The organism is Litorivicinus lipolyticus, assembly GCF_009650135.1.
GTDB lineage: Bacteria > Pseudomonadota > Gammaproteobacteria > Pseudomonadales > Litorivicinaceae > Litorivicinus > Litorivicinus lipolyticus.
The window spans coordinates 278,863-304,824 of the sequence record NZ_CP045871.1 but is presented as its reverse complement, the minus strand read 5'-3'; the positions used below and the strand labels follow the sequence as shown (position 1 = coordinate 304,824).

The following is a 25,962-nucleotide window of genomic DNA, read 5'->3' as shown; positions in this document are numbered from 1 at the left end:
CCTTTAATCCAACCTAGCCCGTTCGAAAGAGGACAGCGCCGCGTGCGATTGATCGTCAAATCACTACTGCTACTCATCCTTACTGGCTTGATTTTGGGCGGGTTTTTGTCGGCCGGCATCTATGCGTACTTGAAGCCGCAACTGCCGTCGCCGGACGCCTTGCGCGACGTTCGATTGCAAGTTCCGCTGCGAATTTACAGCAGCGACGGGCTGTTAATGGCTGAATTTGGAGAGAAACGTCGGACCCCGGTGGCACTGTCCGAGGTCCCGAAGACCCTAATTGACGCTTTTTTGGCGGCCGAGGACGACGGTTTTAACGACCACGTCGGCATCGACCCGACCGGCTTGATCCGCGCCGCCTTCGAATTGGTCAGCACCGGGTCGATCCAATCCGGCGGTTCGACCATCACCATGCAGGTGGCGCGCAACTACTTTTTGTCGCGCGAGCAAACCTTCACACGAAAGTTCAAAGAGATCCTGCTGGCCCTGGAAATCGAGCAGACCCTGAGCAAAGACGAAATCCTTGAGCTGTACCTGAATAAAATTTATCTGGGTAAGCGTGCCTACGGCGTCCACGCCGCCGCCGCGATCTACTATGACAAAACCCTTGAAGAACTGGATCTGGCTCAGTCCGCTATGATTGCGGGGCTGCCCAAGGCACCGTCGAAGTACAACCCGGTCAACAACCCGGAGCGTGCGCTGATTCGACGCAACTGGATTTTGGATCGTATGCTCACCCTGGGCCTGATCGAGCAAGCCCAGCGCGATCAAGCACACAGTCAACCGATGACCGCGTCGGTGTACCAACAGCAGGTCCAATTTGAAGCCCCCTGGGTCGCCGAAGAAGCCCGCGTGCAGCTGGAAGACATCCTGGGCGAGAGCATTTATACCCAGGGCTTTCAGGTTCACCTGACGGTCAATTCCGAGCGCCAAGCTGCAGCCCAGCGCGCGGTCTTGGACGGCCTGATGGAATACGACCGACGCCACGGCTGGCGCGGACCCGAAGCCCAGCTGGACGGCGATCCGGCGCAGTGGCTGGCGCACCTGCAGTCGCTGCGCCCCGACATCGGCGGTTTGGTGCCGGTGGTCGTCCACACCCTCACCGACACCCACGTCGAAGTGCTGACACGGGACAACCAACGGCTAACGCTGGGCATGGACGCACTGAAATGGGCCAAGCCGCGTTTGCGTAACCGCGACGCCTTGGGCAGCGAGCCGACCGACCCGCGCTTTTTGGCGGTCGGCGACCTGGTGCGGGTGACCCCCGGCGCGCAGCCGTTATTGGCCCAGTTGCCCGATGCCCAAGCGGCTTTCGTGGCACTAAAACCAGACACCGGCGCGATCGAGGCGCTGATCGGAGGATTCGACTTCACCGAATCCAAGTTCAACCGTGCGCTACTGGCCAATCGCCAAGTCGGGTCGGGCATCAAGCCCTTCATTTATACCGCTGCCCTGCAGGCCGGTTATACCCCCGCCAGCATCATCAACGACGCCCCGATCGTGTTTAAATCCGGCGAATTGCAAAGTGCATGGCGCCCACAAAACAGCGGCGGCAAGTTCTATGGACCGACCCGGCTGCGCGAGGCGCTGTATCGTTCGCGTAACCTGGTGAGCGTGCGTTTGCTGCGCGAAATGGGCATCGATGCCACCGTCGAACGACTGGCCGCGCTCGGCCTGCCGACCGAAAAGTTTCCGCGTAACCTTAGCCTGGCGTTGGGCTCCGGCTCACTCAGTGCGCTCGAAATGGCCAGCCGCTACGCCAGCTTTGCCAATGGCGGATACCGTGTCGAGCCCTGGTTAATTGACCGCGTGGTCGACAGCCGCAACGCAGTGGTGCTGCGGACACGCCCGGCCATCGCATGTCCAGATTTATGCCCCGAAGCGCCAATCGACCCGGTTCAGGCGGCCCGCCTTGAACCCCAGCCAGAAGTCCGCTTGCTGTCCGAAGCGCTGGATATTCGCTGGGCCCCTAGGGTGATCGGTGAAAGCGAAGCCTTTTTGATCAATTCTATGATGCGTGACGTCGTCGCACGCGGCACCGGGCGCCGGGCGCTGGAGTTGAAACGCACCGACTTGGCCGGCAAGACAGGCACCACCAATGACCAGGTCGACGCCTGGTTCAATGGCTTTCATCGCGACCAGGTCGCCAGCGCATGGGTCGGGCTGGACCAGCCTGACACCCTGGGTCGACGCGAATACGGGGGCGCCGCGGCGTTACCGATTTGGATTGATTACATGCGAGTGGCGCTGGCGGATGCGCCAATGGTTGAGCTGACGCCGCCCGCAAGTGTGGTCAAATTAAAGATTGATGCACGCACCGGGCGCGAAGTCTCGATCCGGGCTGAAGGTATTTTCGAGTGGTTCGCCAAAGACCGAACGGCCGCCGCCGGCGCGGCTAGCGCGGGTGACAACACCACCGCCAGTAACGAAACCCAAGGACCCAAGCCAAAAAACAGTCAAGCGGCGCCGAGTGCCGCCGACGCTGCCAAACTGTTTTAACGCCGCCGATCAGATCCGGGCGACGCCGGATTCACGCGCGGCATTGGCGACTGCCTGACTGACACGGTCCAGCAAGCGAGGGTCCATCGGCTTGGGCAAGATGTACTCGGAGCCAAATTCGAAGCTGGCACCCTCGTAGGCAGCGGATACTTCCTCCGGCACCGGCTCTTTGGTCAGCGTGCGAATGGCCTCGACCGCGGCCACCTTCATGGCGTCGTTAATGGTGCTGGCACGGGCATCCAGTGCGCCACGGAAAATGAACGGAAAGCACAGCACATTATTCACTTGGTTGGGGAAATCGCTGCGCCCCGTGGCCATGATCAAATCGTCGCGCACAGCGTGGGCCAACTTCGGATCGATTTCCGGGTCCGGGTTTGAACAGGCAAAGACAACCGGATTCGGCGCCATCCGCACCAGGTTCTCTTGACTCAGCAAGTTCGACCCGGACAAGCCCAAGAATACGTCCGCACCTTCACAGGCATCGGCCAAGGTGCGCGCGTCGGTCTCGACCGCAAACGCCGCTTTGTACTGGTTCAAGTCATCTCGACCGCGGTGAATAACGCCCTTGCGATCAATCATGAACAGGTTTTCACGCTTGGCACCCAGCGTCAGCAACAAGCGCATACAGGCAATCGCCGCGGCGCCCGCACCCAGACAAACAATACGTGCGGTTTCCAATTGCTTACCCTGAATTTCGAGGGCATTCAGCATCGCCGCCGCGGTCACAATCGCGGTGCCGTGCTGATCATCATGAAAAACCGGAATCGACAAGCGCTCACTCAGTAAGCGCTCGATTTCAAAGCACTCGGGCGCCTTGATGTCTTCAAGGTTAATACCTCCAAAGCTTTCACCGATGGCCGCCGCCACCTGCACGAACTGCAGCGGATCGGAAACGTCGACTTCAATGTCGACCGCATCAATATTGGCAAAGCGTTTGAACAGCACACACTTGCCTTCCATCACCGGCTTGGACGCCAGCGGCCCCAAATTACCCAAGCCCAAAATCGCAGTGCCGTTTGAAATCACCGCGACCAAATTGCCCTTGGCGGTGTAGCGGTAAGCGGCTTCGGGGTCGCGTGCGATCTCGCGCACGGGCTCCGCCACGCCCGGGCTGTAGGCCAACGCCAAATCATGCGCGCTCTCGGTCGGCTTAGTCAGCGCGATTTCGATTTTTCCCGGGGTTGGGTTGGCGTGATAATCCAGCGCTTGCTGCTTCAGATTGTCCATTTGGCTTCCAGTTGGTGTGATGGCAAAGTCGGGCGACGCATCAGTCGCTAGAAATGGAAAGGTATTCCAAAATATTCGCAATTGGAATTCGACGCGACGAAAAAATGCCGATTCGCCAAATTTTAGGTAAAAAAAACCCCGGCTAAACCGGGGCTTTGGCTCGCTGCAAGAATTACTTCTTTGCAGTGACGCTGCCGAAGCGCTTGTTGAAGCGATCGATACGGCCGCCGATGTCCAAGGATTTCTGCTTGCCGGTGTAGAACGGGTGGCATTCGCCACATACGTCTACGGTGAAGCTGTCCTTCAACGTCGTTTTAATCTTGTGTACGTGGCCACATGAACAGGTCACGTCGACTTCTGCGTACTGCGGATGGATACCTTCTTGCATGGCTACTGCCCTCGGTGTTTTCATGTGATGTCGCTACTAAGCCCCATGCCTAGCACCACATCGGGTCGCGGATTCTACACCCCAAACCAAGCGAGCGCTACTGCTTTGATCAGCCACCAAATTCTTGTGCTCGCGCCCCTGCCTGAGCCACTTGATTACCGCCACCACGAGCGCGTCGCGGCGGGCACCCGCGTGCGTGTTCCGCTGGGCAACCGCCACGCTATTGGCGTGGTAGTTGGGCACGCGCCACACCCGGACATGGACGCCCTCAAAGCCATTGACGCGGTGCTAGACGCGCTTCCCCTGGCCGACGCACGCTGGCTCGATCTGATCCGCTGGGCGGCGCAATACTATGGCTGCCGCACCGAAGCCATGTTGCGCACGGCACTGCCGAACTGGGGCCGCAGCGGCCGTGAACTGCAACTGCCGGTGCTGGCGTACCGCTGGAACGGAGACTACCCGCGCGGCGAACAGCGCCAAAAACTGTTCGACGCCAGCCAAACCGCCTGTCCGGTCGAACAGCTGAAAGCGATCAACTGGCCGATCGCCCGGACCCTGATCAAAAACGGCAACCTGGAGCCGGCTGAATTGCCGCAGGACGACACCGTCGCCGAAGTCGGGCCGACTTTGATGCCCGAGCAAGCCGACGCGATTGCCCGCATTGACGGCTCAAACACGCCGTGGTTGTTGGAGGGCATTACTGGGTCGGGCAAAACAGAGGTCTATCTGCAGCTGGCCAAACTGGCGCTATCACGCCACCAGCAAGTGCTGGTATTGGTACCCGAAATAGGCCTGACGCCACAGCTGGTCAACCGCTTTGAGGCACGCTTCCCAGGCCAGGTCATCCACCTTCACAGTGCGTTGGCGGACGGCGCGCGCTGGAGTGGCTGGGGTCAGGTTGCCATGGGCAAGCGGCCCATATTGATCGGTACGCGCTCGGCCCTGCTGACGCCCATGCCGCGACTGGGGCTGATCGTAGTCGACGAAGAGCATGACCCCAGCTACAAGCAAGCCGAAGCGCCGCGCTATCACGCCCGTGATTTGGCGGTGGTGATCGGACACCGGCTTAAAATCCCGGTGGTGCTGGGGACCGCCACGCCGTCGCTGGAAACCATCGCCAACCTGGACCGTGGTCGTTTTCAGCACGCACAGCTGACACGCCGCGCCGGGGTCGCCAAACCACCGGCGACGGAACTGATTGACCTGCGCAGCCTAAGCCTGCACGACGGCTTAAGCGACCATGCCCTGACCGCGGTCGCCGACACCTTGCAACGCGGTGAACAGGTCCTGATCTTTTTAAATCGCCGTGGTTTTGCGCCGGTGCTGCTGTGCCACCAATGCGGTTGGCACCCGGAATGCCCGGCCTGCGACGCCAAGCCCACCGTGCACCGCGAACCGCGCCGATTGTGGTGCCACCACTGCGACCACCAAGCGCCCTGGCCCAGCCGCTGCCCGACCTGCGCTCAACGCCTGGACGTGATCGGCCAAGGCACGCAGCGGCTCGAAGAGTCCCTGGCCCACTCGATGGCACCCTTTCCGGTCACACGTATCGACCGCGACACCGCCGGGGCTGGTGGCGCCGGCAAACTGTTAGAGCAGGCGCGCGACAACCTGCCGCGCGTGCTGGTCGGCACACAGATGTTGGCCAAGGGCCATGATCTGCCCAATCTGACGCTGGTGGTCGTGGTCGACGCCGACCAACAGCTATTCAGCGGCGATTTTCGCGCCATCGAGTCACTCAGCCAAACCCTGATTCAAGTCATGGGGCGTGCCGGGCGCGCCGAAAAACCCGGGCGCGTGCTGATCCAGACCCACGAGCCCGAGCACCCAGCCTGGCCGCACTTACTCGCCGGCAACTACCGCGCACTGGCGACCCAAGAACTGGAAATCCGCACGCGTTCTGGGCTGCCACCTTACGGTCACATGGCACTGTGGCGTGCCCGCAACCCCGACCCGGGCATTGCGCTGGCGCACTTGAACGCAATAGCCCAGGCCATGGCACCGCACCGCCACACGGTTAAGTTGCTGGGCCCAAGTCCCGCCCCGATGGAGCGACGGGCGGGCCAATACCATGCCCAGTTGTTGCTATTGGCGGCGGATCGAAAATCGCTGCGCGCCGCCTTGGCGACCCCAATTCCACCGGCACCCAGCCGACTTTGGCGCGGATTGGACATGGATCCACACGACTTGTTTTGACCGCCGTGCCCTAACGCTTGATAATCGCCGCCTGATTGCAATGGATCCCTCATGAAAGCCACCGTAGAAACCCTGCTCGCCGCCGCCCTCGATCAACTGATTGCTGACGGCCTCGTACCCGATGATTTGAACCCACGGATCCAGGTCGAACCGACCCGCGACCCAGCCCACGGTGACTGGGCCAGCAACCTGGCCTTGATGTTGGCGAAACCGGCCAAGCGCGCACCGCGCGATATCGCCCAGGCGCTGGTCGACGCACTGCCGTCGGATCCCCAAATTACCGGCGTCGAGATCGCCGGCCCCGGTTTCATCAACTTTCGCTTGGCCCAGGCGGCTGCCTTTACCCCGGTTCGCGAAGCAATCGAACAGGGCGCAAACTACGGCCGCGGCGCCAGCCAGTCCGAATCCATTCAAGTTGAGTTTGTGTCCGCCAACCCGACCGGCCCGCTGCACGTCGGCCACGGCCGTGGCGCCGCCTACGGTGCCGCCCTGTCGAACGTGCTGTCCTTCGCCGGCTATCCGGTCCAGCGCGAATATTACGTCAACGACGCCGGCCGCCAGATGCACATTTTGGCCGCCAGTGTGTTTATGCGTTACCAGCAAATCCAAGGCGCCGACCTGCCGTTCCCAGCCAACGGCTACCAGGGTGACTACATCCAGACCATCGCCGCCGACTTGGCCGGCGAGGTCGGCGACCAGTACCAGCAAAGCGCGGGCGCCGTGCTTGAGCAATTGCCGGCGGATGCGCCGGAAGGCGACAAGGAGCTGTACATAGATGCGGTCATCGCACGTGGCAAGTCGCTGCTGGGCGAGGACGGCTGGGACCGCTTCCGGCGCGCTGCGCTGGACGGTATTTTGGCCGGCATTCGCGACGATCTGGCGGACTTCCGGGTCACCTTTGACGAGTGGTTCAGCGAAAAGTCGCTGATGGACAACGGCGACGTTGATGCCGCCATGAATGACTTAAGCGCCGCCGGCCACACCTTCGACAAAGACGGTGCGCTGTGGTTTCGATCGACCGCATTTGGGGATGACAAAGATCGCGTACTGAAACGGGACAACGGCGAAACCACCTATTTCGCCTCCGACGTCGCCTACATCCGCAATAAAATGAACCGCGGCTTCGACCGCGTCATCTATGTCTGGGGCGCCGATCACCACGGCTACATCCCGCGCATCAAAGCCGCCACCGAAGCCCTCGGCTTTGACCCAGCGCGCATTGAAGTGCAGCTGGTCCAGTTCGTGTCGCTGTTCCGTAACGGCGAAAAAGCCCAAATGTCGACCCGCTCCGGCGAATTCATCACCTTGGAAGACCTGCGCTGCGAAGTCAGCAACGACGCCGCGCGCATTTTCTATGCCTCGCGTAAGGTCGACGTACCGATGGACTTTGATCTGGATCTGGCCACCCGCCAGTCCAAGGACAACCCGGTTTACTACATCCAATACGCCCACGCCCGGGTCCACGCACTGACGCGCAAATTGATTGAAGACGGCGGCGTTTTGGACACCGCCGCCGGCATTGCGCAGTTGGCGCTACTGACCCAGGACGATGAAAAAGACCTGGCCAAGATGCTCGAAAAATTCCCCAACATGATCCAACGGGCCGCCAATGATCGCGCGCCGCATGTGCTGGTTCACTACCTGCACGAGCTGGCCGCCAGCTTCCACGGCTACTACAACGCCACCCGCGTGTTGGAAGGCGACAACGCCTTGAAGCAAGCGCGTTTGGCGCTGTGCCATGCGACCCGCCAGGTCATCGCCAACGGCCTTGAGTTGCTGGGAGCCAGCGCGCCGGAGCGGATGTGAGCAAACCGACCAAATCGGTCGAAGCACCGATGCCACGACTGGGCCCGCGCCTGGTCGTGTTGGCCATCGTGTCGGCCCTGGTCGGTGGTTTTCTGGCTCATTTGTGGCTGCGCGACCCAACCGTAACGCCGAACACCCGCGACCCGGCGCCGCCGGAAACCGCGACCCAGCAAAGCGACACCCCCAGTGGCACCTTTCGTTTTTACGACCTGTTGGTGGAAAACGAAGTCGACGTTCAGGTCGAGCCCACCCCTGACAGGCCGGTCGACGATCGCAAGGTATTTTTGCAGGTCGCCAGCTTTAAAGACGCGACTGACGCTGAAAACGCGCGCGTGCGGTTGTTAATGATGAACCTGAACCCGGTTATCGAAACCCGCGGCGATTGGCATCGCCTGATCGTTGGGCCATTTGAAAAACGCCGCGAGCAGTTCTTGATCCAAGACAAGCTCGTCAAAAATGGTTTCCAATACCTCGAACTCAGGCGCTAAGCCGCCGGCACGCTTGAAAAAGCGCGTGTCACCACCACCCAAAGCCGACAGCGCAAGGGAGAATTCCATGGAACAAATGCGAGGCACGACCATTGTGTCCGTTCGCCGCGGCAATCAGGTTGTTTTAGGCGGCGATGGCCAGGTCACACTGGGCAACACGGTGATGAAGGGCAATGCCCGTAAAGTCCGCCGACTGCACGGCGGCAAAGTACTGGCAGGCTTTGCCGGTGGGACCGCGGACGCCTTCACCTTGTTCGAACGCTTTGAAGAAAAGCTGGTTCAGCACTCCGGTCAGCTGACCCGGGCCGCGGTCGAGCTGGCCAAGGACTGGCGCAGTGATCGTGGCCTGCGCAAGCTCGAAGCCTTGTTGGCCGTAGCCGACGAAACCGCGAGCCTGATCATTACCGGCAACGGCGACGTCATGGAGCCCGAGGACGGGCTGATCGCCATCGGTAGCGGCGGGCCCTTTGCCCAGTCCGCGGCGCGCGCGCTGCTGGATGAAACCGACCTGTCGGCCGAGCGCATTGTTAAACGGGCACTGACCGTTGCCGGCGACATCTGCATCTATACCAACCACAACCACCTCATCGAAACCTTGGAGACTGGCAATGAGTAACCTGACGCCGCAACAGATTGTGGCCGAACTGGATAAATTCATTGTTGGCCAAGCCAACGCCAAACGTGCCGTTGCGGTGGCGCTGCGTAACCGCTGGCGTCGACGTCAACTCGACAGCGACATGGCGCGTGAAGTGACGCCGAAAAACATTCTGATGATCGGGCCCACCGGGGTCGGTAAAACCGAGATCGCCCGGCGCTTGGCGCGGTTGGCCGATGCGCCCTTTTTGAAAGTCGAAGCGACCAAATTTACCGAAGTCGGCTACGTCGGCCGCGAAGTCGACAGCATCATTAAGGACTTGCTGGAATCGAGCATCAAAGAGACCCGCGCCCAGGCCGCCGGCCAGGTCGGCAACAGCGCCAAAGACGCCGCCGAGGAACGGGTGCTGGATGCGCTATTGCCACCCGCGCGCAGCACCGACCCGATCCGAGAAGCCGACAGCGACAACTCGACACGCCAACTATTCCGTAAAAAACTGCGCCAGGGCGAGCTGGACGACAAAACCATCGTGCTGGACCTTGCGCTGGCCAAGCCGGGCGTGGACATCATGACGCCGCCGGGCATGGAAGAGATGGCTGACCAATTGTCCGGCCTATTTAAAAACCTGGGCCAGGGCGCCAAAAAAGAGCGCCGCTTGAGCGTCAAGGAAGCGCTGCGCTTACTCGAGGCCGAGGAGGCTCAAAAGCTTGTCAACGATGACGACGTGCGCGCGCTGGCGATTGAGCGGGTCGAACAGTCCGGCATCGTGTTCATCGACGAGATCGACAAGGTCGTGCGCGCCGGTCAAAGCGGCGGTGCTGATGTCTCGCGCGAGGGCGTGCAGCGCGATTTGTTGCCGCTAATCGAAGGCTCGACCGTCAACACAAAATACGGCCCGATCAAAACTGACCATATCCTGTTTATCGCCTCCGGTGCCTTCCACGTATCCAAACCCTCGGATCTGATTCCGGAGCTGCAAGGGCGACTGCCGATCCGGGTCGAGCTGGATGCCCTGGGACCTAACGAATTTCGGCGCATTTTGACCGAACCGGATTTTAACCTGGTGACTCAGTACCAGGCGCTGATGCAGGTCGAAGGCTTGACGCTGTCGATCGAGCCGGCCGCGATCCAGCGCATCGCCGAGCTGGCCGCCGAGGTCAACGAACGCGTCGAAAATATTGGTGCACGCCGCCTGCACACGCTGCTGGAACGGCTGTTGGAAGACATCAGCTTCGATACCGCGGCCCAGGCCTCGCCGCTGGCCATCGACGTCGACTACGTCAACCAGCGACTGACCAGCTTGGCCGCTAACCAAGACCTGTCGCGGTACATCTTGTGAGCGCACTGACCGGGCTGACCATGCGCCGCGCCAGCTCGGTGTTAGAGCTGGCCTGGGACGATGGCCTGAGCGCCAGCCTCAGTGCCGAGTTTTTGCGCGTGCATTCGCCCAGCGCCGAAGTCCGTGGCCACGGACCGGGTCAGGCCAAACTGGTCGATGCCAAACAAGACGTCGGTTTCGTACGCATGGAGCCGGTCGGCAACTATGGCGCTAAATTGATCTTTGATGACGGTCACGACAGCGGTATCTATTCGTGGGTGCTGCTGCGTGAGCTGGCCGAGCAGCACGACAGCCTGTGGCAACGCTACCTTGAGCAGCTGGCCGAGGCCGGCAAAAAGCGCAGCGCCGGCGGTGTCAAACTGTTCAGCGTCAAGACTGAGACCTAACCCCGGGGGTGCTACACTGCGCACCGCACCAAGGAGCCCGCATGAGCGATAACACCACCCACTTCGGTTTCAAAGACGTCCCCGTTCAGGACAAGGTCAAACACGTCGGTCAAGTCTTCGACTCGGTCGCACCCAGCTACGACATCATGAATGACCTGATGAGCATGGGCGTTCACCGCATTTGGAAGCGCATCGCGATTGAATACCTGGCACCGCGTCAGGGCCAGCGCATCCTGGACTTGGCCGGCGGTACCGGCGACCTGTCACTACTGATTCGACCGCGTATTGGTGACGCCGGGCAACTGTTTATCGGCGACATCAACCCCAACATGTTGTCGGTCGGGCGTGACCGTTTGATTGACCGCGGGGTTACCGACGTGCCGGTGATCTGTATGGATGCCGAACACCTGCCCTTCGATGACGCCAGTTTGGACCGGGTCATCATTGGCTTTGGCCTGCGTAACGTCACCGAAAAACTCAATGCGCTGACCGAGATGCGCCGTGTACTGCGCCCGGGTGGTCGCGCGCTGGTGCTGGAATTTTCAAAGCCGGCATTCGAGCCACTGGCCAAGCTGTACGATTTTTACTCGTTTAAATTACTACCGAAGATCGGCAAGTGGGTGGCCAAAGACGAGGACAGCTATCGCTACTTGGCCGAGTCGATTCGTATGCACCCGGGCCAGGAACAACTGGCCCAGATGATGCGCGAGGCAGGCTTTGACGAGGTCCGTTACACCAACCTGACCGGCGGCATCGTGGCGCTGCACACGGGTTTTGTTAAATGAGCAACCCAGCCTGGGTGATGGCATTGGCCGCCGCCCAACACCTGCTGCATGCGGTGCTGAACGCGGATCGCAGAACCGAAGCGGCTTTTGCACCACTCAACGGCCGCTCGATTGAAGCACGCCTGAGCAGCAGCCCACTGGCCGTGCGCCTGTGCTTCGAAGGCGGCCTAGCCTATTTGGAACCGGCCGGCGCCGACGCCGACGCCGACGTCACCGTCGAAGGCGAGCTAGGTGCGCTGATTCAGTTAGCCCGTGACACCGCCGCCGGTAAATCCGCAATGGTCATGGACGGCGTCCGGGTCGAAGGTTCGGTCGGCGTGCTAAAAGCCCTAAGTGACGCCTTTGCCCAGATCGACATCGATGTCGAGCACGAACTGTCCGTCAAGTTTGGCGACCCCGCGGCCGCGGCCATGACCAGCACCCTAAAGGCGATTGCGGCGCCATTGCTCGGATTTGCCAGCAATGGCCGTGCCCAGGTCCGCGACTACGTCAAGCACGAGCAAACGCGCGTACTGACCCGGGCCGAACTGGATGCCTTTAGCGATCAGACACGCGCCTTGCGCAATCGCTTGGACCGGCTCGAACGCGCCATCCGCAGCAAGGAAACTCGATGACCGGTTATTTACGTCTGGTTCGCATTGTTTGGATCGTTTTACGTTTCCGCCTGCAAGTGTTCTTGCCGCACGCCAAAAGCGGCCTGCCACGGGTGCTGCTGGCGCTGGTTCCGCGTGGCTCCAGCGAAGGCCGCGGGCGCCGGCTGCGCCAGGCCCTCGAAGCCCTCGGGCCAGTCTTTGTAAAGTTTGGCCAGGCCCTCAGCACCCGGCGCGACCTGTTGCCACCGGACGTCGCCGACGAGCTTAAGAAACTGCAAGACCAGGTCCCGCCGTTTTCCGGCGTTGTCGCCCAGCGCATTATTGAGGACGCGCTTGGTCAGCCAGTCGAAGACGCCTTCGCCCAGTTTTCGCAGCAACCGATGGCGTCGGCCTCGGTCGCCCAAGTTCATGCCGCAACCCTAATTAGCGGCGAAGAAGTCGTGGTCAAGGTGGTCCGCCCGACTATTGAACGCACCATCCGCAAAGACCTGCGCTTGATGCACACGCTGGCGAACATTATCGAACGCCTAAGCGCCGATGGCCGCCGTATGCGCCTAAAAGAAGTCGTCAGGGATTACGAAGACACCATCTTGGACGAGTTGGATCTGGCCCGTGAAGGCGCCAACACCTCGCAACTTGGGCGTAACTTCGAGGGCAACGACGACCTCTATGTGCCGCAAGTGTATTGGGACCTGACCCGCCAAAACGTGTTGGTGACCGAACGCATCTATGGCATTCCCGTGGCCGAAATCGAGACCCTGCGCGCGGCCGGCACTGACATGAATAAGCTAGCGGTGCGCGGCGTCGAAATTTTCTTTACCCAGGTCTTTCGCGACAGCTTTTTCCACGCCGACATGCACCCGGGCAATATCTTTGTCGACATCTCGGACCCCTCGGACCCCAAGTACATCGCCATCGACTGCGGCATTGTCGGCAGCCTCGAAAAAGAAGACCAAAACTACCTCGCACAAAACATGCTGGCGTTTTTTCGCCGCGACTACCGCGAAGTTGCGCGCCTGCATGTGGAGTCCGGCTGGGTCCCCAAAGAAACCCGCATTGGCGATCTAGAGGGCGCGATTCGCTCGGTTTGCGAGCCAATTTTCGAGAAACCGCTGGGCGAAATCATGTTTGGCCACTTGCTGCTAAAACTGTTCCAAACCGCTCGCCGCTTCAACATGCCGGTCCAACCGCAACTGGTGCTGTTGCAAAAAACCCTGCTCAACATCGAAGGATTGGGGCGCCAGCTGTCGCCGGACCTGGATTTGTGGCAAACCGGCAAACCGATTCTTGAAGACTGGATGAACGAGCGCATCGGCCCCAAGGCCTGGATCAAAACCATCAAAACCGAGGGCCCGCGCTGGCTGACTCAGTTACCGGACGTGCCACAACAAATGCTGGATGCGTCGAAACAGCTGGCCAATTTGGACCGTGGCTTAATCGAACAGCGTGCCTTTAACCGGCAATTGCACGACGCCTTGATCGAGCGCACCCGGCGCCAGCGCAACGGCTTGATCTGGATTGTGCTGGGGGCGGCCGTGGCGTACACGGCCTTCGCGCTGCCAGACTTTGCCCAGCATTGGCCCTGGCTGGGTGCGGCCTTCGCCGGGCTAGGCATTGTCAGCCTGATGCGGTCATAATCCCGCCATGAACCTAGACACCCTGGCATGGAATGCCGACGGGCTGATGCCGGCCATCGCCCAGGACGCTAGCACCGGCGAAGTCCTCATGATGGCGTGGATGAACCGCGAGTCATTGCGTTTGACCTTGGAACAAGGCGTTGCCGTTTACTTTTCGCGATCCCGCCAGGCGCTATGGCGCAAAGGTGAAACCAGCGGACATACTCAGACCGTTAAAAGCGTCCAGGCCGATTGCGACCGTGATGCCCTGCTCTTGCTAGTCCACCAACACGGCGTGGCCTGTCATACCGGCCGTCGTGGCTGCTTCTATTTCCAGCTTGATGCCGACGGCGAACGTGAAATGACCACACCCCAGCTGACACACGAACAAATGTACGGAGGCGGCGAATGAACGACGCACTGATCCAGCTGCAAAGCGTCCTCGACAGCCGCCGCCACGGCGACCCCGAATCCAGCTACGTTGCCAGCTTGCACCACAAAGGACTGAACAAGATCCTGGAAAAGGTCGGCGAGGAAGGCACCGAGTTTATTTTGGCCTGCAAAGACGACGACAAAGTCAACGCTATATACGAAGCGGCGGATCTTTGGTTTCATTCTTTGGTGGCATTGAGTCACATGGGGTTATCGGCGCAGGATGTAACCCAAGAATTAGAGCGACGTTTTGCCCAAAGTGGGTTAACGGAAAAAGCCAACCGGAGCCCGACATGAGTGACTGCCTGTTCTGCAAGCTATTGAACGGCGACATCCCCAGCGATCGTGTCTACGAAGACGAGCATTGCATCGCCTTTCGTGACATCGATCCGAAAGCTCCGACGCACCTGTTGGTGATTCCACGCAAGCACATCGCCTCGTTGGCGGACGTCAGCCCGGCGGACGAAGCCATCATGGGGCATATGGTCACGCGCATTCCCGAAATCGCGCGCAATCAAGGCCTTGAACGCGGTTTTCGCACGGTCGTCAACACCGGGCCCGAAGGCGGCCAAGAGGTCTACCACATTCACTTTCACATTCTCGGTGGTCGCCAAATGGCGGCCCTGTCTTAAAGGAGATCCCACATGGGCATCGGCGGCGTTAGCGTTTGGCAATTACTGATTATTTTGGCCATTTTGATCATGGTCTTTGGCACCAAAAAACTGCGGGGGCTGGGCGGCGACCTGGGTGGCGCGGTTAAGGGCTTCAAAAAAGCCATGAGTGAAGACAAGGCGGCGGAAGACGACACCACAGCGAAATCCGAAGTGGCTGACGACACCGACAAAAAGGCCTAACTGAGTGTTCGACGTTGGCTTTACCGAGATCGTTTTAATTGCGGTCATTGGTTTGATCGTGATTGGTCCCGAACGCCTGCCCAAGGCGGCACGCACGGCTGGCATGTGGATCGGCAAGATCAAGCGCAGCGTCAGCACCATTCAAGCTGATGTCCAGCGCGAACTGGCGGCCGACGAAATCCGTGCATCCCTTAAAGCCAACGGCAAACTGGGCGATGACGTGTCCGAATTCGGACGCGCCCTAACCCAGGACATCTTGGCACCCAGTAACGCCGGCGACTCAAGCACCGACGCGCCGGAACCGGCACCCTTTGATCCGGCCAGTTTCACCGAGACCGACCTGTCCAGCGTGCCCTCGCCGGTTAATCCGAAGGCCCAAGACGATAGCCCGAGCGAAGCAGACAAACGACCATGAGCCAAACTAAATCGGATATGCCGCTAATCGACCACCTAATCGAACTGCGTGATCGGTTGTTGCGCATGGTGATTGTGATTTCGGTACTGTTTATCGGCATGGTCGCTTTTGCCAACGACATCTACACCTTTGTCGCCGCGCCCTTACAAGACATCCTGCCCGAGGGCGCAAGCATGATTGCGACCGAGGTCGCATCGCCCTTCTTGGCGCCCTTCAAGCTGACACTGTGGGTCGCCGTGATCGTCGCCATGCCGTTTTTGCTGTCCCAGTTATGGGGTTTCATCGCCCCGGCCCTGTACGACAACGAACGCAAGTTAATGCTGCCGCTGATGGTGTCCTCAGTCGGTCTGTTCTATTCCGGGTTGGCCTTTGCCTACGCGGTTGTGCTGCCACTGGTGTTTGGGTTCTTTACCGCGATCGGCCCGGACGGTGTCCAGGTCATGACCGACATTAACTCCTACTTAAGCTTCGTGCTGACCTTGTTCTTTGTGTTTGGACTGGCCTTCGAGATCCCCGTGGCGATCTTTTTGCTGATCCGCACCGGCATGGTCGAACCGGCCGCACTGGCAGCCAAGCGTGCCTATGTATTCCTCGCCTGTTTCGTCGTCGGCATGCTGGTAACCCCGCCTGACGTCATCAGCCAAACCATTTTGGCAGTGCCCATGTATGCCCTGTTCGAAGTCGGCCTACTGCTGGGACGGCTGACGCACAAGCCCGATCCGATCGACGCCGTCGACGACGAAATCGAGCGCGGCTTTCAACAAACCGACGACCGCTAGCACCGCCCGTTGCGCGGCGCACCATATGCGTGCGCCCTTGGTCTCATCCCTATATGTCTAATGGTCGCGAACCCCATCCTCGCGTTAGCTTGCCAGCGTGAATCAACAACGACTCACGCTCCTGCGCCTCCTTAACGAGTCGCTTGAATAACAATAACTGAGCTAATTTGGAGGAAGTGATGACTACAAAATCATCTGATTTTTCACGTCGTACCTTTGTAAAAGGCAGTGCTGCTGCCACCGCAGCAGGTGCTGTTGCACCGAGCCTGTTCATTCCCAACGCCACAGCGGCCGGCGCGTTCCGTAACGACCCGACCAACCAAGCCACCGTTAAACTCGGCTTCAACGTTCCCCAGTCTGGCGCTTACGCCGACGAAGGCGCCGACGAATTGCGCGCGTTCAAACTGGCCGTCAAACACCTGAACGGTGAAGGCGACGGCGGCATGATGAACACCATGAAACCGTTAAGCCTGAAAGGTAACGGTATCCTGGGCAAGAAAGTCGAATACGTCACCGGTGACACCCAGACCAAATCAGACGCGGCCCGTGCTTCGGCCAAGCGCATGATCGAAAAAGACGGCGTCATCATGTTCTCTGGCGGTTCATCGTCAGGCGTGGCGATCGCGGTTCAGTCACTGGCCCAAGAAATGGGCACCATTTTCATGGCCGGCTTGACCCACTCTAACGACACCACCGGCAAAGACCGTCGCCGTTATGGCTTCCGTCACTTCTTCAACGCCCACATGTCCGGTGCCGCATTGGCCCCCGTACTGGAAGCCGAATACGGCCGCGATCGCCAGGTCTACCACCTGACGGCTGACTACACCTGGGGCTGGTCACAAGAGAAGTCGATCCAAGACTTCACCGCATCCCAGGCTGGCTGGCAGACCAAAGCGGCGGTTCGTACGCCCGTTGGCGCCGGTGACTTCTCACAGTACATCACCCCCGTTTTGAACTCCGGTGCCGACGTACTGGTCTTGAACCACTACGGCAAAGACATGGTCAACTCACTGACCCAGGCCATTCAATTCGGTCTGCGTGACAAGCAAGTCAACGGCAAGGACTTCCAAATCGTTGTGCCGCTGTTCTCACGCTTGATGGCACAGGGTGCTGGCGAAAACATCAAAGGTATCTTGGGTTCAACCGGTTGGAACTGGAAACTGCAAGACGAAGGCTCACGCGCATTCGTCAAGTCGTTCGGCCAGGAATATGGCTTCCCGCCCTCACAGGCAGCGCACACCTGCTACTGCCAGACCATGTTGTACGCAGACGCGGTCGAACGTGCCGGCACATTCAACCCCGAAGAAGTGATCAAGCAGTTGGAAGATCACACCTTTGACGGCATGGGTAACGGCGAAACACTTTACCGCGGCGCGGATCACCAGTGCTTCAAGGACGTGTTGGTCGTACGTGGTAACGAAAATCCGTCAAGCCAGTTCGATCTGCTAGACGTTCAGCAAATCGTGCCGCGCGCGAAGGTCGAGTACCCAGAGGACACCTACCCCGGCGAACTCGGACCCTACAAGGTCTAAGACCCGCCTAGTTAGGCAATACGGGGGCGCCTTCGGGCGTCCTCATCTCTGCTCCAAAAAACGCTGATAAAAACAGAGGTTGTCGTGGACGCGATACTCCTACAGATTCTTAACGGCTTAGATAAGGGCGGCGCCTATGCGCTGATCGCCCTCGGTCTGACCCTAATTTTCGGTACCCTTGGCGTGGTCAACTTCGCCCACGGTGCCTTATTCATGCTGGGCGCTTTTTGCGCGGTTACCATTCGCCAGTTGCTAACACTATCGGTCAAGGTCAAGGACGAGTCCGTGACCTTTTTCGAGGCCTTCAAAGAAGTGCCCTACCTAGAGCTGTGGCTCGGGGAGACCGGCACCACCATCATTGATTGGTCGGTGCCCATTTCTATTCTATTTGCGATTCCTGCGATGCTGATGGTCGGTCTGGTGATGGAGCGTGGCCTGATTCGCCACTTCTACCGCCGCCCGCACGCTGACCAAATCCTAGTGACCTTTGGCTTGGCCATCGTCATTCAAGAGATTGTCAAAGCCACCTACGGCGCCAACCCGCTACCGCAGCCGGCACCTGAGCTGTTCAGCGGCACCGCCAACGTCGGCGCCCTGTTTGGCATGGGCGACAACATCGTCTACCCGGTCTGGCGCTTGGTCTACCTGGCCTTTAGCTTTTTGATCATCGGCGCGGTGTTTGCGTTCTTGCAATTCACCACCTTTGGCATGGTCGTACGTGCCGGCATGGCCGACCGTGAAACGGTTCAGCTGCTGGGCATCAACATCACCAAGCGCTTCAGCGTCGTGTTTGGCCTGGCCGCAGTGGTCTCGGGCTTGGCCGGTTTAATGTACACGCCGATTCTGCCGCCGGATTACCACATGGGCATGGATTTCTTGGTGCTGTCATTCGTGGTCGTGGTAGTCGGCGGCATGGGCTCGCTGCCGGGCGCGGTGGCGGCCGGTTTCTTGCTCGGCATCCTGCAGTCATTCGCCTCGATGAACGAAGTTAAACAAATTATTCCCGGGCTCGACCAAATCATTATCTATTTGGTGGCCATGATCATTCTGCTGGTTCGTCCGCGCGGATTGATGGGACGTAAAGGCGTGATGGAGTCTTAACATGCAAGCTACTGCGACGAAAAACAAAGACAACCTGATGGTGCTGCTGTTCGCTGCAGCCGTCCTGTTGATGCCCCTGTGGCTGCAGCCTTTTGGTGCGGCCTATCCGGATCTGATGCAAAAATTCGCCATCTTTGGCCTGTTTGCGATTGGGTTCAACATCCTGTTTGGTCAGACCGGCTACCTGTCGTTTGGCCACGCCGCGTTCATCGGTGTCGGTTCATACGCGACCGTGTGGATTTTTAAGCTGTACACCATGAACATTTTCCCGGCGATGCTATTTGGGGTCGCGATCTCAGGCGTGTTTGCGCTGGTCATTGGCTTTATCTGCCTGCGCAGAACCGGGATTTACTTCTCGATCTTGACCCTGGCATTGGCTCAAATGAGCTACAACCTGGCCTACTCGGTACTGACCCCGATCACCAACGGTGAAACCGGCCTGCAGCTGTCCAGCCAAGACCCACGCTCGTGGGATGCGGCAACAGCGGCCGGTGAAGGCATCCCCAGCACCAACCTGTTCGGCCTAGAGCTGAGTGCCTTTGACGGCTTGGCCGGCTTTTATGTTTGTGCGGTATTCCTAATCCTAGGATTCTACGTCGCCATGCGCATCACCCGATCGCCCTTTGGCAGCATGTTGCGCGGTATCAAAACCAACCAGCAGCGGATGATGTACACCGGGTTGAACACCAAGCCCTACGCACTGACAGCCTTCGTCATTTCCGGCATGTATGCCGGTCTTGCAGGCTCCCTGATGGCCGCGGTTGATCCGTTGGCGGGCGCCGAGCGCATGCAGTGGACCGCCTCAGGCGAGGTCGTCTTGATGACCATCTTGGGCGGCGTTGGCACCCTGGTTGGCCCGGTTTTGGGCGCGGCGGTGATCAAATACTTCGAGAACATTTTCTCGGCCATCAACACCACGGTACTGGCGGACTTTTACAGCTTCTTGCCGGACGGCTTGGCGAATGTGCTGGTGACTGTGACCTCACTGTTTGTCGGCAAAGGCTGGCACCTGACGCTGGGCTTGCTGTTCATGATGGTGGTGATCTTCTTGCCCGGCGGCATCATGGAAGGCATCGCGCGCATCCGTAAACGCTTCAGCGCGTCCAACTAAGGAATTGATATGTCGACTCTATTAGAAATATCCGGCGTCAATAAATCCTTCGGCGGCCTGCAGGCCCTGGACGACGTCAACCTAAAAGTTAACGAAGGCACGGTTCACGCCATCATCGGCCCGAACGGCGCCGGCAAATCGACGCTGTTGAACGCCATCATTGGCAAACTGGTGCCCGACACCGGCAGCGTCATGTTTAACGGCCAAGACATGATCGGTGTGCAACCGCACCAGATTAACCAGCACGGCATTTCGCGTGTGTTCCAGACGCCTGAAATTTTTGGCGAGCTGACGATCCTGGAGAACATGATGATCCCTCTGTTGGCGCATCGTGACGGCGCCTTCAAACCGACCCTGTGGGCGCGCTCGGATGCCCAGGCCGACATTTTAGAGAAAGCCGAGCACTACCTGGCTGACGTCAACTTGTGGGGCAAAAAAGACGTCCACTCGGCATCGCTATCGCGCGGCGACAAACGCCGTCTGGAATTGGCGATGTGCCTGTCACAGGATCCGAAACTGTTGCTGTTGGACGAACCGACCGCCGGCATGGCGCGTGCGGACACCAACAACACCATTGACCTGCTACAAACCATCGCCAGCCGCGGCATCACCATGGCGATTATTGAACACGACATGCACGTGGTGTTCTCGCTGTCCCAGCGCATCAGCGTACTGGCCCAAGGCCACGTGATCTGCGAAGGAATGCCCGAAGAAATTAAAACCGACCCACGGGTTCGAGAAGCCTACCTAGGAGGCGCGGAAGTATGAGCACCGTCACCACAGACGCCGTTCGCGGCAAAAACGTTGGCACGGCGCCGGCCTATTTTTCCTGCCACGACATCCACGCGTATTACGGCGAGTCGTACATTGTTCAAGGCGTGAGCTTCAACATCCACGAAGGCGAGATCTTGGCCTTGCTGGGGCGTAACGGTGCCGGCAAGACCTCGACACTACGCGCGATTGCCCGCTGCGACGATCCGGCCCTAAAAAAAGGCGAGATCTGGCTGGATCACAAACCGGTCCACACCATGACCACCTACGAAGCGGCCCAAAATGGCGTCGCGCTGGTGCCCGAAGACCGCTGCATCATCCAAGGCCTAACGGTCGAGGAAAACCTGCAGTTGGCGCAAATTGAGGAGCCAATTGGGTGGAGCATCGAGCGTATCTTTGACCTGTTCCCACGCCTAAAAGAGCGCCGCAATCAGGAAGGCGTCACCTTGTCCGGCGGCGAGCAGCAAATGCTGGCGGTGGGGCGCGCCTTGGCCCGGGATATCAAGTTGCTGTTGTTGGACGAGCCGTATGAAGGCTTGGCGCCGGTCATCGTTCAAGAAATCGAACGCACGCTGCGCGAGATCAAAGAGTTAGGCATCACCACCGTGATCGTCGAGCAAAATGCCGTGGCGGCATTGAAGCTGGCCGATCGCGCCGTGATCTTGGACACCGGCACGGTGGTCTATGACGGCAGCGCCGAGGAAGTCCTCAACGACGAAGAGTTACGTCATAACTATTTGGCCATTTAAGGAGTTCACATGGGACTTGGTGGAGTGAGTGTGTGGCAGCTGCTGATTGTGCTGGCCATTTTGATCATGGTCTTTGGCACCAAAAAGCTGAAAGGCTTGGGTGGCGATCTGGGTGGCGCCGTTAAGGGCTTTAAAAAGGCCATGAGTGACGACGATTCAACGGCTAAACCAGCCGAATCCAGCGACGCGCGCTAAAAGCGCGTCCATCCCGCGGGCGTCACCAGGCGCCCCAGCGGAACATCCCAGGGCTGCGCGGCGATACGATCGACACGCTGGCCCGGATAGGCCACGCCAACGCGCCGCGACTGTGGCGTATTGAGTAAGGTGCGATCGTAAAAGCCACCGCCCAGACCGGTGCGCACCCCCACCCCATCAATCGCCGTCAAGGGCACCAGCACCCAATCCATATCGGCGACGTCTAATAGAGGGCCGGATGACGGCACCGAGATACCCAGAGCACCGCGTTCAAGTGGGTCGCCGTGTCGATAGCGCCGAAACTTAAGCGTTTGATCCGGTTGGATCACTGGCAGATAAGCGGTTTTAGCAAAACACCAGGGAGCAGCTTCGTCCGGCAATGCCAAGTACGCGGCCACGCGACCCGGCAAGGATGCGGTCAGCGACTGAAGTTGTGCGTTGTAAACGGCGCGACGTGCCGGCGCTAACTGACGCCGGCGGTTTAGACCCAGACTGCGCGCCTGAACAGGCGTCAGCATACCAATAAGGCCCGGAAGTGCCGCTGCTTGCCTAGCCCTTGAACCCAAAGGTTCAAGGTGGAAGACCCGGTCAACCCATAGGCTTTCCGTCGTGCGGACATGCTCACCGGATGATGACTCAGGAATTCCTGATTTAATAACATCGGCTCAGGGACCACAGCTCGCTGGCAAACACTCCAGGAACGCTCATTATACGCCATGTGCTGAAAACTCACAGCGAATTTCAGACGTCCAATGCGCCTTGAATCGATTCAATGGCCTGATCTAAGCGCTGATTCAACTTTTCGATACGGCCGGCATCGACGGTGCTGTGAGAATGCCCCGATTGGGTCAATTTGGCGTACTCAAACGCGATGTCCAACGCCGCCAAGGCCATCGCCCGCTCGCTGGTAATTTGCGAGCTTGAGGCGCGCAACTTTTCCACTCGCATGTCAACCGCCTGGGCCGCCGCCGCCAAACTAGCGGCGTCCTGCGGTTCGCACGACAGCTTGTGGTCTTTGCCGGCAATTCGAACACTGATGGTCTGTTTATCACTCATGCGCTCGACTCCATGGCTTTAATGCGTTCGCCGATTTGATTGAGCCGGTCACGTGCTTTTTCCTGTTTAACGGCCAATCGCGCGACCTTGGTGCGCAACTGCTCGCGTTCCAGGCGCAGGGCCTTATTGTCCCGAATCAGTGTGTCACAGAGCTCAGCTAAGGACTCAACCTGTGATTCAAGCTTTGAAATTGGGCTGTGGTCCACAGTTTTCCCTGCAAGTTTTTTGACGTTTGCTAGTCTAGGAACATTAACCCAAGGGGGCAATGCAATTGGACCTAGACCAGACCCAGCTAAGCGAACAACTCCACGGCGCGTTAGCACAGTGGGACACCGACCTTAGCGTCGCTGAATTTCATGGCAGCCTTTGCGGTTTAATGGCCGCCGGCGAGGCGCCGACACCTGCGGCAATGTTGGCCAAGCTGTCGGATGTCATGGATCAGTCGCTACAATCCCACAGCTTGCTCCTAGAGGCCCTGTGGGGTCAAACCTTAGCGCAACTAGAATCCGAGTCTTTTGGCCTAGTACCGCTAATTGAGCGCGACGATTTGGATTTGCGCCTTGCCGATCTTGCCAATTGGTGCCAGGGCTTTTTACTGGGCGTCGGCTTTTCCGGTGACACTCGCACCGACTCGCCTGAAACGCAGCAGGCACTCGAGGACATGGTCGCCATTAGCCACGTCGCGCTGGACGGCGAAGACCGTATCGATGGCAGCGACCTGGAAGAAGTTTACGAGTACGCACGTATGACCGCACACCTGCTGTTCGTTGAACGGCATATGGCGAATAGCACCGAAAAAATTTCAGCAACCGCACATTAGCGATTGCCGGGGCGGCTCTCAGTAATATACTTTATGTCACATGGACATATACATTGCATCTGACAAAGCTGCCTGGTGGCACGATCACATCGCCCATGACGCCAACATTCAAACACTAATTCCCAGCGCCGACGGCCAAGTCCGTCCCGGCGACATTGTCGCAATCGACTACATGCAGTTCGGCTTGCAAGGCATCCGCGACATGCTTGCCAAGTATCCCTTGGCGCAATGTATCGCACTGTGCCAAAACCCCAGCATCACCGAGACTAATCAAGCCTTTGAATACGGGGTCCGCGCGGTCTGGACCTTGGGTATGAGCGCGGAAGAGATGAGCACCTCGTACAGCCACTGTGCCTCGCGCGCAGCCGCCATCTCAGAGATCATGAGCCAGCACGGCTCACTGGTGTACAACTGGACGCGACTGACCAAAAAAGAGCGCAGCATCATTCGCGGCTCGCTGATTTATGATTCCGCCAACGACTTGGCCGCCATGAATCATTCCAGCCCGCGCACGGTTGAAGCCCACCGCTACAACGTCACGCGTAAACTGAACGACGGTACCTTTCGCGACATCGTGGTGCGCTACCGCCGGTTAATCCAAGCGCTGTACCACGCCGGTATCGACGGCCAACAAATGCTCGATGCCGATACCATTGCCGCCCCAGCACAACCCGAGCTGTCAGCTTCCTAGGAACTGAGTAAAGGCCGGGTTGTCGGTTTCGTCCCAGAACTGATAGCCAACATCCGCTAGGTAATGCTCGAGCTCAGCCACTTCACTGGCGTCCGCCTGCAGTGCCGCCAGCACACGGCCATAGGCGGCGCCGTGATTACGGTAATGGAATGCACTGATATTCCAACGCCCGCCCAACCGATCCAAAAACTTCAGCAGCGCGCCCGGCCGTTCCGGGAACTGAAAGCGGTAGCAACGCTCGCTGCCGGCCTGGGGCGCGTGCCCGCCGACCATGTGCCGAATATGCACCTTGGCAACTTCGTTATCAGTCAGATCAGTGACCTTAAGACCGGCCGCGTTTAAATCCGCAATCAACGCCTCGCGGTCACCACTGACCGGGTCCAACGACAAGCCGACGAAAATTTGGGCCTGGTCGGCGCGCGCAAAACGGTAGTTAAATTCGGTGATGTTGCGATCACCAATCATCGAACAAAAACGCCGGAAACTGCCGGCCGTCTCGGGAATCGCGACCGATAAAATCGCCTCCCGGCGCTCGCCAATTTCCGCGCGTTCACTGACATGGCGCAAACGATCGAAATTAACATTGGCGCCGGACACCACCGCGACTAAACGCTGGCCCTGAATGGCATGCGCCTCCACGTACTTTTTCATGCCGGCGACGGCCAAGGCGCCGGCCGGCTCGGTAATGCAGCGCAGGTCGTCATACACATCCTTGATCGCCGCGCACATTTCGTCGGTGGTGCAGGTCACCACCTCGTCGACCGTGTCTTTCAGGATCTCGAAGGTGTGCGTGCCGACGGTGGCAACCGCAACGCCATCCGCAAAAATACCGATTTCGGGCAGCGTGACCGGCTTACCCGCTGCCATCGCCGCCTTTAAGCACGCGCTGTCTTCGGCTTCGACCGCGATGATTTTGGTCTCGGGGCTCAGGTACTTAATATAGGCACTGACGCCGGCGGCGATGCCACCCCCACCGACGGGAACAAACACCGCATCAATCGGGTGGTTGACCTGGCGCATGATTTCCATGCCGATCGTGCCTTGCCCAGCAATGGTGAAGGGATCGTCAAAGGGGTGAATAAAGGTCAGCCCCTGCTCAGCGCACAGCTTGCGCGCATGCGCGGCGGCCTCGTCGAAGGTGTCCCCGTGCAGCACAACCTGGCCGCCGAGCGAGCGCACCGAATCAACCTTGATCGCCGGGGTCGGACGCGGCATCACGATGGTGCTGCGCACGCCCAGCGCGGTCGCGCCTTTGGCCACACCTTGGGCATGGTTGCCGGCGCTGGCGGCAATTACCCCGGCGGCGCGCTCGGCATCACTTAGGTTAACCAGCTTGTTATAGGCGCCGCGGTTCTTAAATGAGTAGACCGGTTGCAGGTCCTCGCGCTTGTACAGCACCTCGTTACCCAAACGCGCCCCTAAAAATCGTGAGGAATCTACGGGCGTTTGAATCGCAACGTCGTATACTCGCGCCTGAAGAATTCGCTTAATGGTTTCGCTGTGCATGCTGGCTCCTGTCGAGGGCGCATCATACAGCC

The 25,962-nt window shown here is 59.2% G+C and carries 30 protein-coding genes and 1 other RNA gene; 24 read left to right on the top strand and 7 right to left on the bottom strand.

Going from position 1 to position 25,962, the window contains the following annotated elements:
* Positions 1–42 precede the first annotated feature (42 nt).
* A complete protein-coding gene (locus GH975_RS01590) occupies positions 43–2,499 on the top strand; it encodes a penicillin-binding protein 1A (RefSeq protein ID WP_170272506.1) in 2,457 nt (818 codons plus the stop codon).
* A gap of 9 nt (positions 2,500–2,508) precedes the next feature.
* On the opposite strand, the gene GH975_RS01585 is transcribed toward GH975_RS01590, so the two are convergent.
* Positions 2,509–3,726 (bottom strand): malic enzyme-like NAD(P)-binding protein, encoded by a 1,218-nt coding sequence (locus GH975_RS01585; protein WP_153712827.1) that lies wholly within the window; start codon positions 3,724–3,726, stop codon positions 2,509–2,511.
* Between the two features lie 172 nt (positions 3,727–3,898).
* Complete coding sequence (gene rpmE, locus GH975_RS01580; protein ID WP_153712826.1) at positions 3,899–4,114, bottom strand: 50S ribosomal protein L31; 216 nt, start codon at positions 4,112–4,114, stop codon at positions 3,899–3,901.
* Positions 4,115–4,240: 126 nt separating this feature from the next.
* On the opposite strand from rpmE, the gene priA reads away from it, so the two are divergent.
* The 21 genes from priA (at position 4,241) to tatA (GH975_RS01475) (ending at position 21,857) form a co-directional block, all read left to right on the top strand.
* On the top strand, positions 4,241–6,310 hold the full coding sequence (gene priA / locus GH975_RS01575) for a replication restart helicase PriA (protein WP_170272505.1): 2,070 nt from the start codon (positions 4,241–4,243) through the stop codon (positions 6,308–6,310).
* Positions 6,311–6,361: 51 nt separating this feature from the next.
* Entirely contained in the window at positions 6,362–8,116 is a 1,755-nt protein-coding gene (argS, locus tag GH975_RS01570; protein WP_153712824.1) for an arginine--tRNA ligase, read from the top strand.
* Positions 8,113–8,604 (top strand): SPOR domain-containing protein, encoded by a 492-nt coding sequence (locus tag GH975_RS01565; protein ID WP_153712823.1) that lies wholly within the window; start codon positions 8,113–8,115, stop codon positions 8,602–8,604. Before argS ends, GH975_RS01565 begins: the two co-directional genes overlap by 4 nt.
* A gap of 67 nt (positions 8,605–8,671) precedes the next feature.
* Entirely contained in the window at positions 8,672–9,220 is a 549-nt protein-coding gene (hslV, locus tag GH975_RS01560) for an ATP-dependent protease subunit HslV (protein ID WP_153712822.1), read from the top strand.
* Positions 9,213–10,538, top strand: a complete 1,326-nt coding sequence (hslU, locus tag GH975_RS01555) for an ATP-dependent protease ATPase subunit HslU (protein WP_153712821.1) — start codon at positions 9,213–9,215, stop codon at positions 10,536–10,538. Before hslV ends, hslU begins: the two co-directional genes overlap by 8 nt.
* The gene (locus GH975_RS01550; protein WP_246164740.1) at positions 10,535–10,924 is read left to right on the top strand and encodes a gamma-butyrobetaine hydroxylase-like domain-containing protein; all 390 of its coding nucleotides are present in this window, start codon (positions 10,535–10,537) and stop codon (positions 10,922–10,924) included. The genes hslU and GH975_RS01550 overlap by 4 nt, the downstream gene beginning before the upstream one ends.
* 41 nt (positions 10,925–10,965) lie before the next feature.
* Positions 10,966–11,709: a bifunctional demethylmenaquinone methyltransferase/2-methoxy-6-polyprenyl-1,4-benzoquinol methylase UbiE gene (gene ubiE, locus GH975_RS01545; protein ID WP_153712820.1), complete on the top strand. Its 744-nt coding sequence runs from the start codon at positions 10,966–10,968 to the stop codon at positions 11,707–11,709.
* The gene (locus GH975_RS01540) at positions 11,706–12,323 is read left to right on the top strand and encodes a ubiquinone biosynthesis accessory factor UbiJ (protein ID WP_153712819.1); all 618 of its coding nucleotides are present in this window, start codon (positions 11,706–11,708) and stop codon (positions 12,321–12,323) included. Before ubiE ends, GH975_RS01540 begins: the two co-directional genes overlap by 4 nt.
* Positions 12,320–13,939, top strand: coding sequence for a ubiquinone biosynthesis regulatory protein kinase UbiB (gene ubiB, locus GH975_RS01535; RefSeq protein ID WP_153712818.1), 1,620 nt, complete (start codon positions 12,320–12,322; stop codon positions 13,937–13,939). The genes GH975_RS01540 and ubiB overlap by 4 nt, the downstream gene beginning before the upstream one ends.
* A 7-nt stretch (positions 13,940–13,946) precedes the next feature.
* Entirely contained in the window at positions 13,947–14,330 is a 384-nt protein-coding gene (gene hisI / locus GH975_RS01530) for a phosphoribosyl-AMP cyclohydrolase (RefSeq protein WP_153712817.1), read from the top strand.
* Positions 14,327–14,647, top strand: coding sequence for a phosphoribosyl-ATP diphosphatase (locus tag GH975_RS01525; RefSeq protein WP_153712816.1), 321 nt, complete (start codon positions 14,327–14,329; stop codon positions 14,645–14,647). The genes hisI and GH975_RS01525 overlap by 4 nt, the downstream gene beginning before the upstream one ends.
* Positions 14,644–14,982: a histidine triad nucleotide-binding protein gene (locus GH975_RS01520; protein ID WP_153712815.1), complete on the top strand. Its 339-nt coding sequence runs from the start codon at positions 14,644–14,646 to the stop codon at positions 14,980–14,982. The genes GH975_RS01525 and GH975_RS01520 overlap by 4 nt, the downstream gene beginning before the upstream one ends.
* Before the next feature lie 12 nt (positions 14,983–14,994).
* The gene (tatA, locus tag GH975_RS01515) at positions 14,995–15,204 is read left to right on the top strand and encodes a twin-arginine translocase TatA/TatE family subunit (RefSeq protein ID WP_153712814.1); all 210 of its coding nucleotides are present in this window, start codon (positions 14,995–14,997) and stop codon (positions 15,202–15,204) included.
* A gap of 4 nt (positions 15,205–15,208) precedes the next feature.
* Positions 15,209–15,619 (top strand): Sec-independent protein translocase protein TatB, encoded by a 411-nt coding sequence (gene tatB / locus GH975_RS01510; protein ID WP_153712813.1) that lies wholly within the window; start codon positions 15,209–15,211, stop codon positions 15,617–15,619.
* Positions 15,616–16,398, top strand: a complete 783-nt coding sequence (gene tatC / locus GH975_RS01505; RefSeq protein ID WP_153712812.1) for a twin-arginine translocase subunit TatC — start codon at positions 15,616–15,618, stop codon at positions 16,396–16,398. Before tatB ends, tatC begins: the two co-directional genes overlap by 4 nt.
* Positions 16,399–16,577: 179 nt before the next feature.
* Complete coding sequence (locus tag GH975_RS01500) at positions 16,578–17,930, top strand: substrate-binding protein (RefSeq protein WP_153712811.1); 1,353 nt, start codon at positions 16,578–16,580, stop codon at positions 17,928–17,930.
* 84 nt (positions 17,931–18,014) lie between these two features.
* On the top strand, positions 18,015–19,031 hold the full coding sequence (locus GH975_RS01495) for a branched-chain amino acid ABC transporter permease (RefSeq protein ID WP_153712810.1): 1,017 nt from the start codon (positions 18,015–18,017) through the stop codon (positions 19,029–19,031).
* Position 19,032: 1 nt separating this feature from the next.
* The gene (locus GH975_RS01490) at positions 19,033–20,142 is read left to right on the top strand and encodes a branched-chain amino acid ABC transporter permease (RefSeq protein WP_153712809.1); all 1,110 of its coding nucleotides are present in this window, start codon (positions 19,033–19,035) and stop codon (positions 20,140–20,142) included.
* Positions 20,143–20,151: 9 nt separating this feature from the next.
* Positions 20,152–20,910 (top strand): ABC transporter ATP-binding protein, encoded by a 759-nt coding sequence (locus tag GH975_RS01485; RefSeq protein ID WP_153712808.1) that lies wholly within the window; start codon positions 20,152–20,154, stop codon positions 20,908–20,910.
* A complete protein-coding gene (locus GH975_RS01480; RefSeq protein ID WP_153712807.1) occupies positions 20,907–21,662 on the top strand; it encodes an ABC transporter ATP-binding protein in 756 nt (251 codons plus the stop codon). The genes GH975_RS01485 and GH975_RS01480 overlap by 4 nt, the downstream gene beginning before the upstream one ends.
* A gap of 9 nt (positions 21,663–21,671) precedes the next feature.
* Positions 21,672–21,857 (top strand): twin-arginine translocase TatA/TatE family subunit, encoded by a 186-nt coding sequence (tatA, locus tag GH975_RS01475; protein ID WP_153712806.1) that lies wholly within the window; start codon positions 21,672–21,674, stop codon positions 21,855–21,857.
* On the opposite strand, the gene GH975_RS01470 is transcribed toward tatA (GH975_RS01475), so the two are convergent.
* The 4 genes from GH975_RS01470 to GH975_RS01455 all read right to left on the bottom strand — a co-directional run bounded on the left by GH975_RS01470 (position 21,854) and on the right by GH975_RS01455 (position 23,119).
* On the bottom strand, positions 21,854–22,375 hold the full coding sequence (locus tag GH975_RS01470; RefSeq protein WP_153712805.1) for a 5-formyltetrahydrofolate cyclo-ligase: 522 nt from the start codon (positions 22,373–22,375) through the stop codon (positions 21,854–21,856). The genes tatA (GH975_RS01475) and GH975_RS01470 overlap by 4 nt on opposite strands.
* Positions 22,376–22,379: 4 nt before the next feature.
* Positions 22,380–22,561: non-coding RNA, 6S RNA (gene ssrS / locus GH975_RS01465), on the bottom strand.
* A gap of 37 nt (positions 22,562–22,598) precedes the next feature.
* Complete coding sequence (locus tag GH975_RS01460) at positions 22,599–22,913, bottom strand: cell division protein ZapA (RefSeq protein WP_153712804.1); 315 nt, start codon at positions 22,911–22,913, stop codon at positions 22,599–22,601.
* Complete coding sequence (locus GH975_RS01455; protein WP_153712803.1) at positions 22,910–23,119, bottom strand: hypothetical protein; 210 nt, start codon at positions 23,117–23,119, stop codon at positions 22,910–22,912. The genes GH975_RS01460 and GH975_RS01455 overlap by 4 nt, the downstream gene beginning before the upstream one ends.
* Before the next feature lie 59 nt (positions 23,120–23,178).
* Between GH975_RS01455 and GH975_RS01450 the strand changes: the two genes are divergently transcribed.
* Both GH975_RS01450 and GH975_RS01445 read left to right on the top strand, forming a co-directional pair.
* A complete protein-coding gene (locus GH975_RS01450) occupies positions 23,179–23,733 on the top strand; it encodes a YecA/YgfB family protein (RefSeq protein WP_153712802.1) in 555 nt (184 codons plus the stop codon).
* A gap of 40 nt (positions 23,734–23,773) precedes the next feature.
* The gene (locus tag GH975_RS01445) at positions 23,774–24,424 is read left to right on the top strand and encodes a LuxR C-terminal-related transcriptional regulator (RefSeq protein ID WP_153712801.1); all 651 of its coding nucleotides are present in this window, start codon (positions 23,774–23,776) and stop codon (positions 24,422–24,424) included.
* On the opposite strand, the gene ilvA is transcribed toward GH975_RS01445, so the two are convergent.
* Positions 24,413–25,930: a threonine ammonia-lyase, biosynthetic gene (ilvA, locus tag GH975_RS01440; protein ID WP_153712800.1), complete on the bottom strand. Its 1,518-nt coding sequence runs from the start codon at positions 25,928–25,930 to the stop codon at positions 24,413–24,415. The two genes, GH975_RS01445 and ilvA, sit on opposite strands and share 12 nt — an antisense overlap.
* Positions 25,931–25,962: the final 32 nt, after the last annotated feature.

Bases quoted from the DNA above. Each gene is read 5' to 3' on its own strand.
- GH975_RS01445 (WP_153712801.1), top strand. From the start codon at position 23,774: ATGGACATATACATTGCATCTGACAAAGCTGCCTGGTGGCACGATCAC.
- ilvA (WP_153712800.1), bottom strand. From the start codon at position 25,930: ATGCACAGCGAAACCATTAAGCGAATTCTTCAGGCGCGAGTATACGAC.
- rpmE (WP_153712826.1), bottom strand. From the start codon at position 4,114: ATGCAAGAAGGTATCCATCCGCAGTACGCAGAAGTCGACGTGACCTGT.
- GH975_RS01585 (WP_153712827.1), bottom strand. From the start codon at position 3,726: ATGGACAATCTGAAGCAGCAAGCGCTGGATTATCACGCCAACCCAACC.
- GH975_RS01460 (WP_153712804.1), bottom strand. From the start codon at position 22,913: ATGAGTGATAAACAGACCATCAGTGTTCGAATTGCCGGCAAAGACCAC.
- GH975_RS01540 (WP_153712819.1), top strand. From the start codon at position 11,706: ATGAGCAACCCAGCCTGGGTGATGGCATTGGCCGCCGCCCAACACCTG.
- hslV (WP_153712822.1), top strand. From the start codon at position 8,672: ATGGAACAAATGCGAGGCACGACCATTGTGTCCGTTCGCCGCGGCAAT.
- hisI (WP_153712817.1), top strand. From the start codon at position 13,947: ATGAACCTAGACACCCTGGCATGGAATGCCGACGGGCTGATGCCGGCC.
- argS (WP_153712824.1), top strand. From the start codon at position 6,362: ATGAAAGCCACCGTAGAAACCCTGCTCGCCGCCGCCCTCGATCAACTG.
- hslU (WP_153712821.1), top strand. From the start codon at position 9,213: ATGAGTAACCTGACGCCGCAACAGATTGTGGCCGAACTGGATAAATTC.
- ubiB (WP_153712818.1), top strand. From the start codon at position 12,320: ATGACCGGTTATTTACGTCTGGTTCGCATTGTTTGGATCGTTTTACGT.
- GH975_RS01470 (WP_153712805.1), bottom strand. From the start codon at position 22,375: ATGCTGACGCCTGTTCAGGCGCGCAGTCTGGGTCTAAACCGCCGGCGT.
- GH975_RS01525 (WP_153712816.1), top strand. From the start codon at position 14,327: ATGAACGACGCACTGATCCAGCTGCAAAGCGTCCTCGACAGCCGCCGC.
- GH975_RS01485 (WP_153712808.1), top strand. From the start codon at position 20,152: ATGTCGACTCTATTAGAAATATCCGGCGTCAATAAATCCTTCGGCGGC.
- GH975_RS01490 (WP_153712809.1), top strand. From the start codon at position 19,033: ATGCAAGCTACTGCGACGAAAAACAAAGACAACCTGATGGTGCTGCTG.
- tatC (WP_153712812.1), top strand. From the start codon at position 15,616: ATGAGCCAAACTAAATCGGATATGCCGCTAATCGACCACCTAATCGAA.
- ubiE (WP_153712820.1), top strand. From the start codon at position 10,966: ATGAGCGATAACACCACCCACTTCGGTTTCAAAGACGTCCCCGTTCAG.
- GH975_RS01450 (WP_153712802.1), top strand. From the start codon at position 23,179: ATGCAATTGGACCTAGACCAGACCCAGCTAAGCGAACAACTCCACGGC.
- GH975_RS01500 (WP_153712811.1), top strand. From the start codon at position 16,578: ATGACTACAAAATCATCTGATTTTTCACGTCGTACCTTTGTAAAAGGC.
- GH975_RS01520 (WP_153712815.1), top strand. From the start codon at position 14,644: ATGAGTGACTGCCTGTTCTGCAAGCTATTGAACGGCGACATCCCCAGC.
- tatA (WP_153712814.1), top strand. From the start codon at position 14,995: ATGGGCATCGGCGGCGTTAGCGTTTGGCAATTACTGATTATTTTGGCC.
- GH975_RS01480 (WP_153712807.1), top strand. From the start codon at position 20,907: ATGAGCACCGTCACCACAGACGCCGTTCGCGGCAAAAACGTTGGCACG.
- tatA (WP_153712806.1), top strand. From the start codon at position 21,672: ATGGGACTTGGTGGAGTGAGTGTGTGGCAGCTGCTGATTGTGCTGGCC.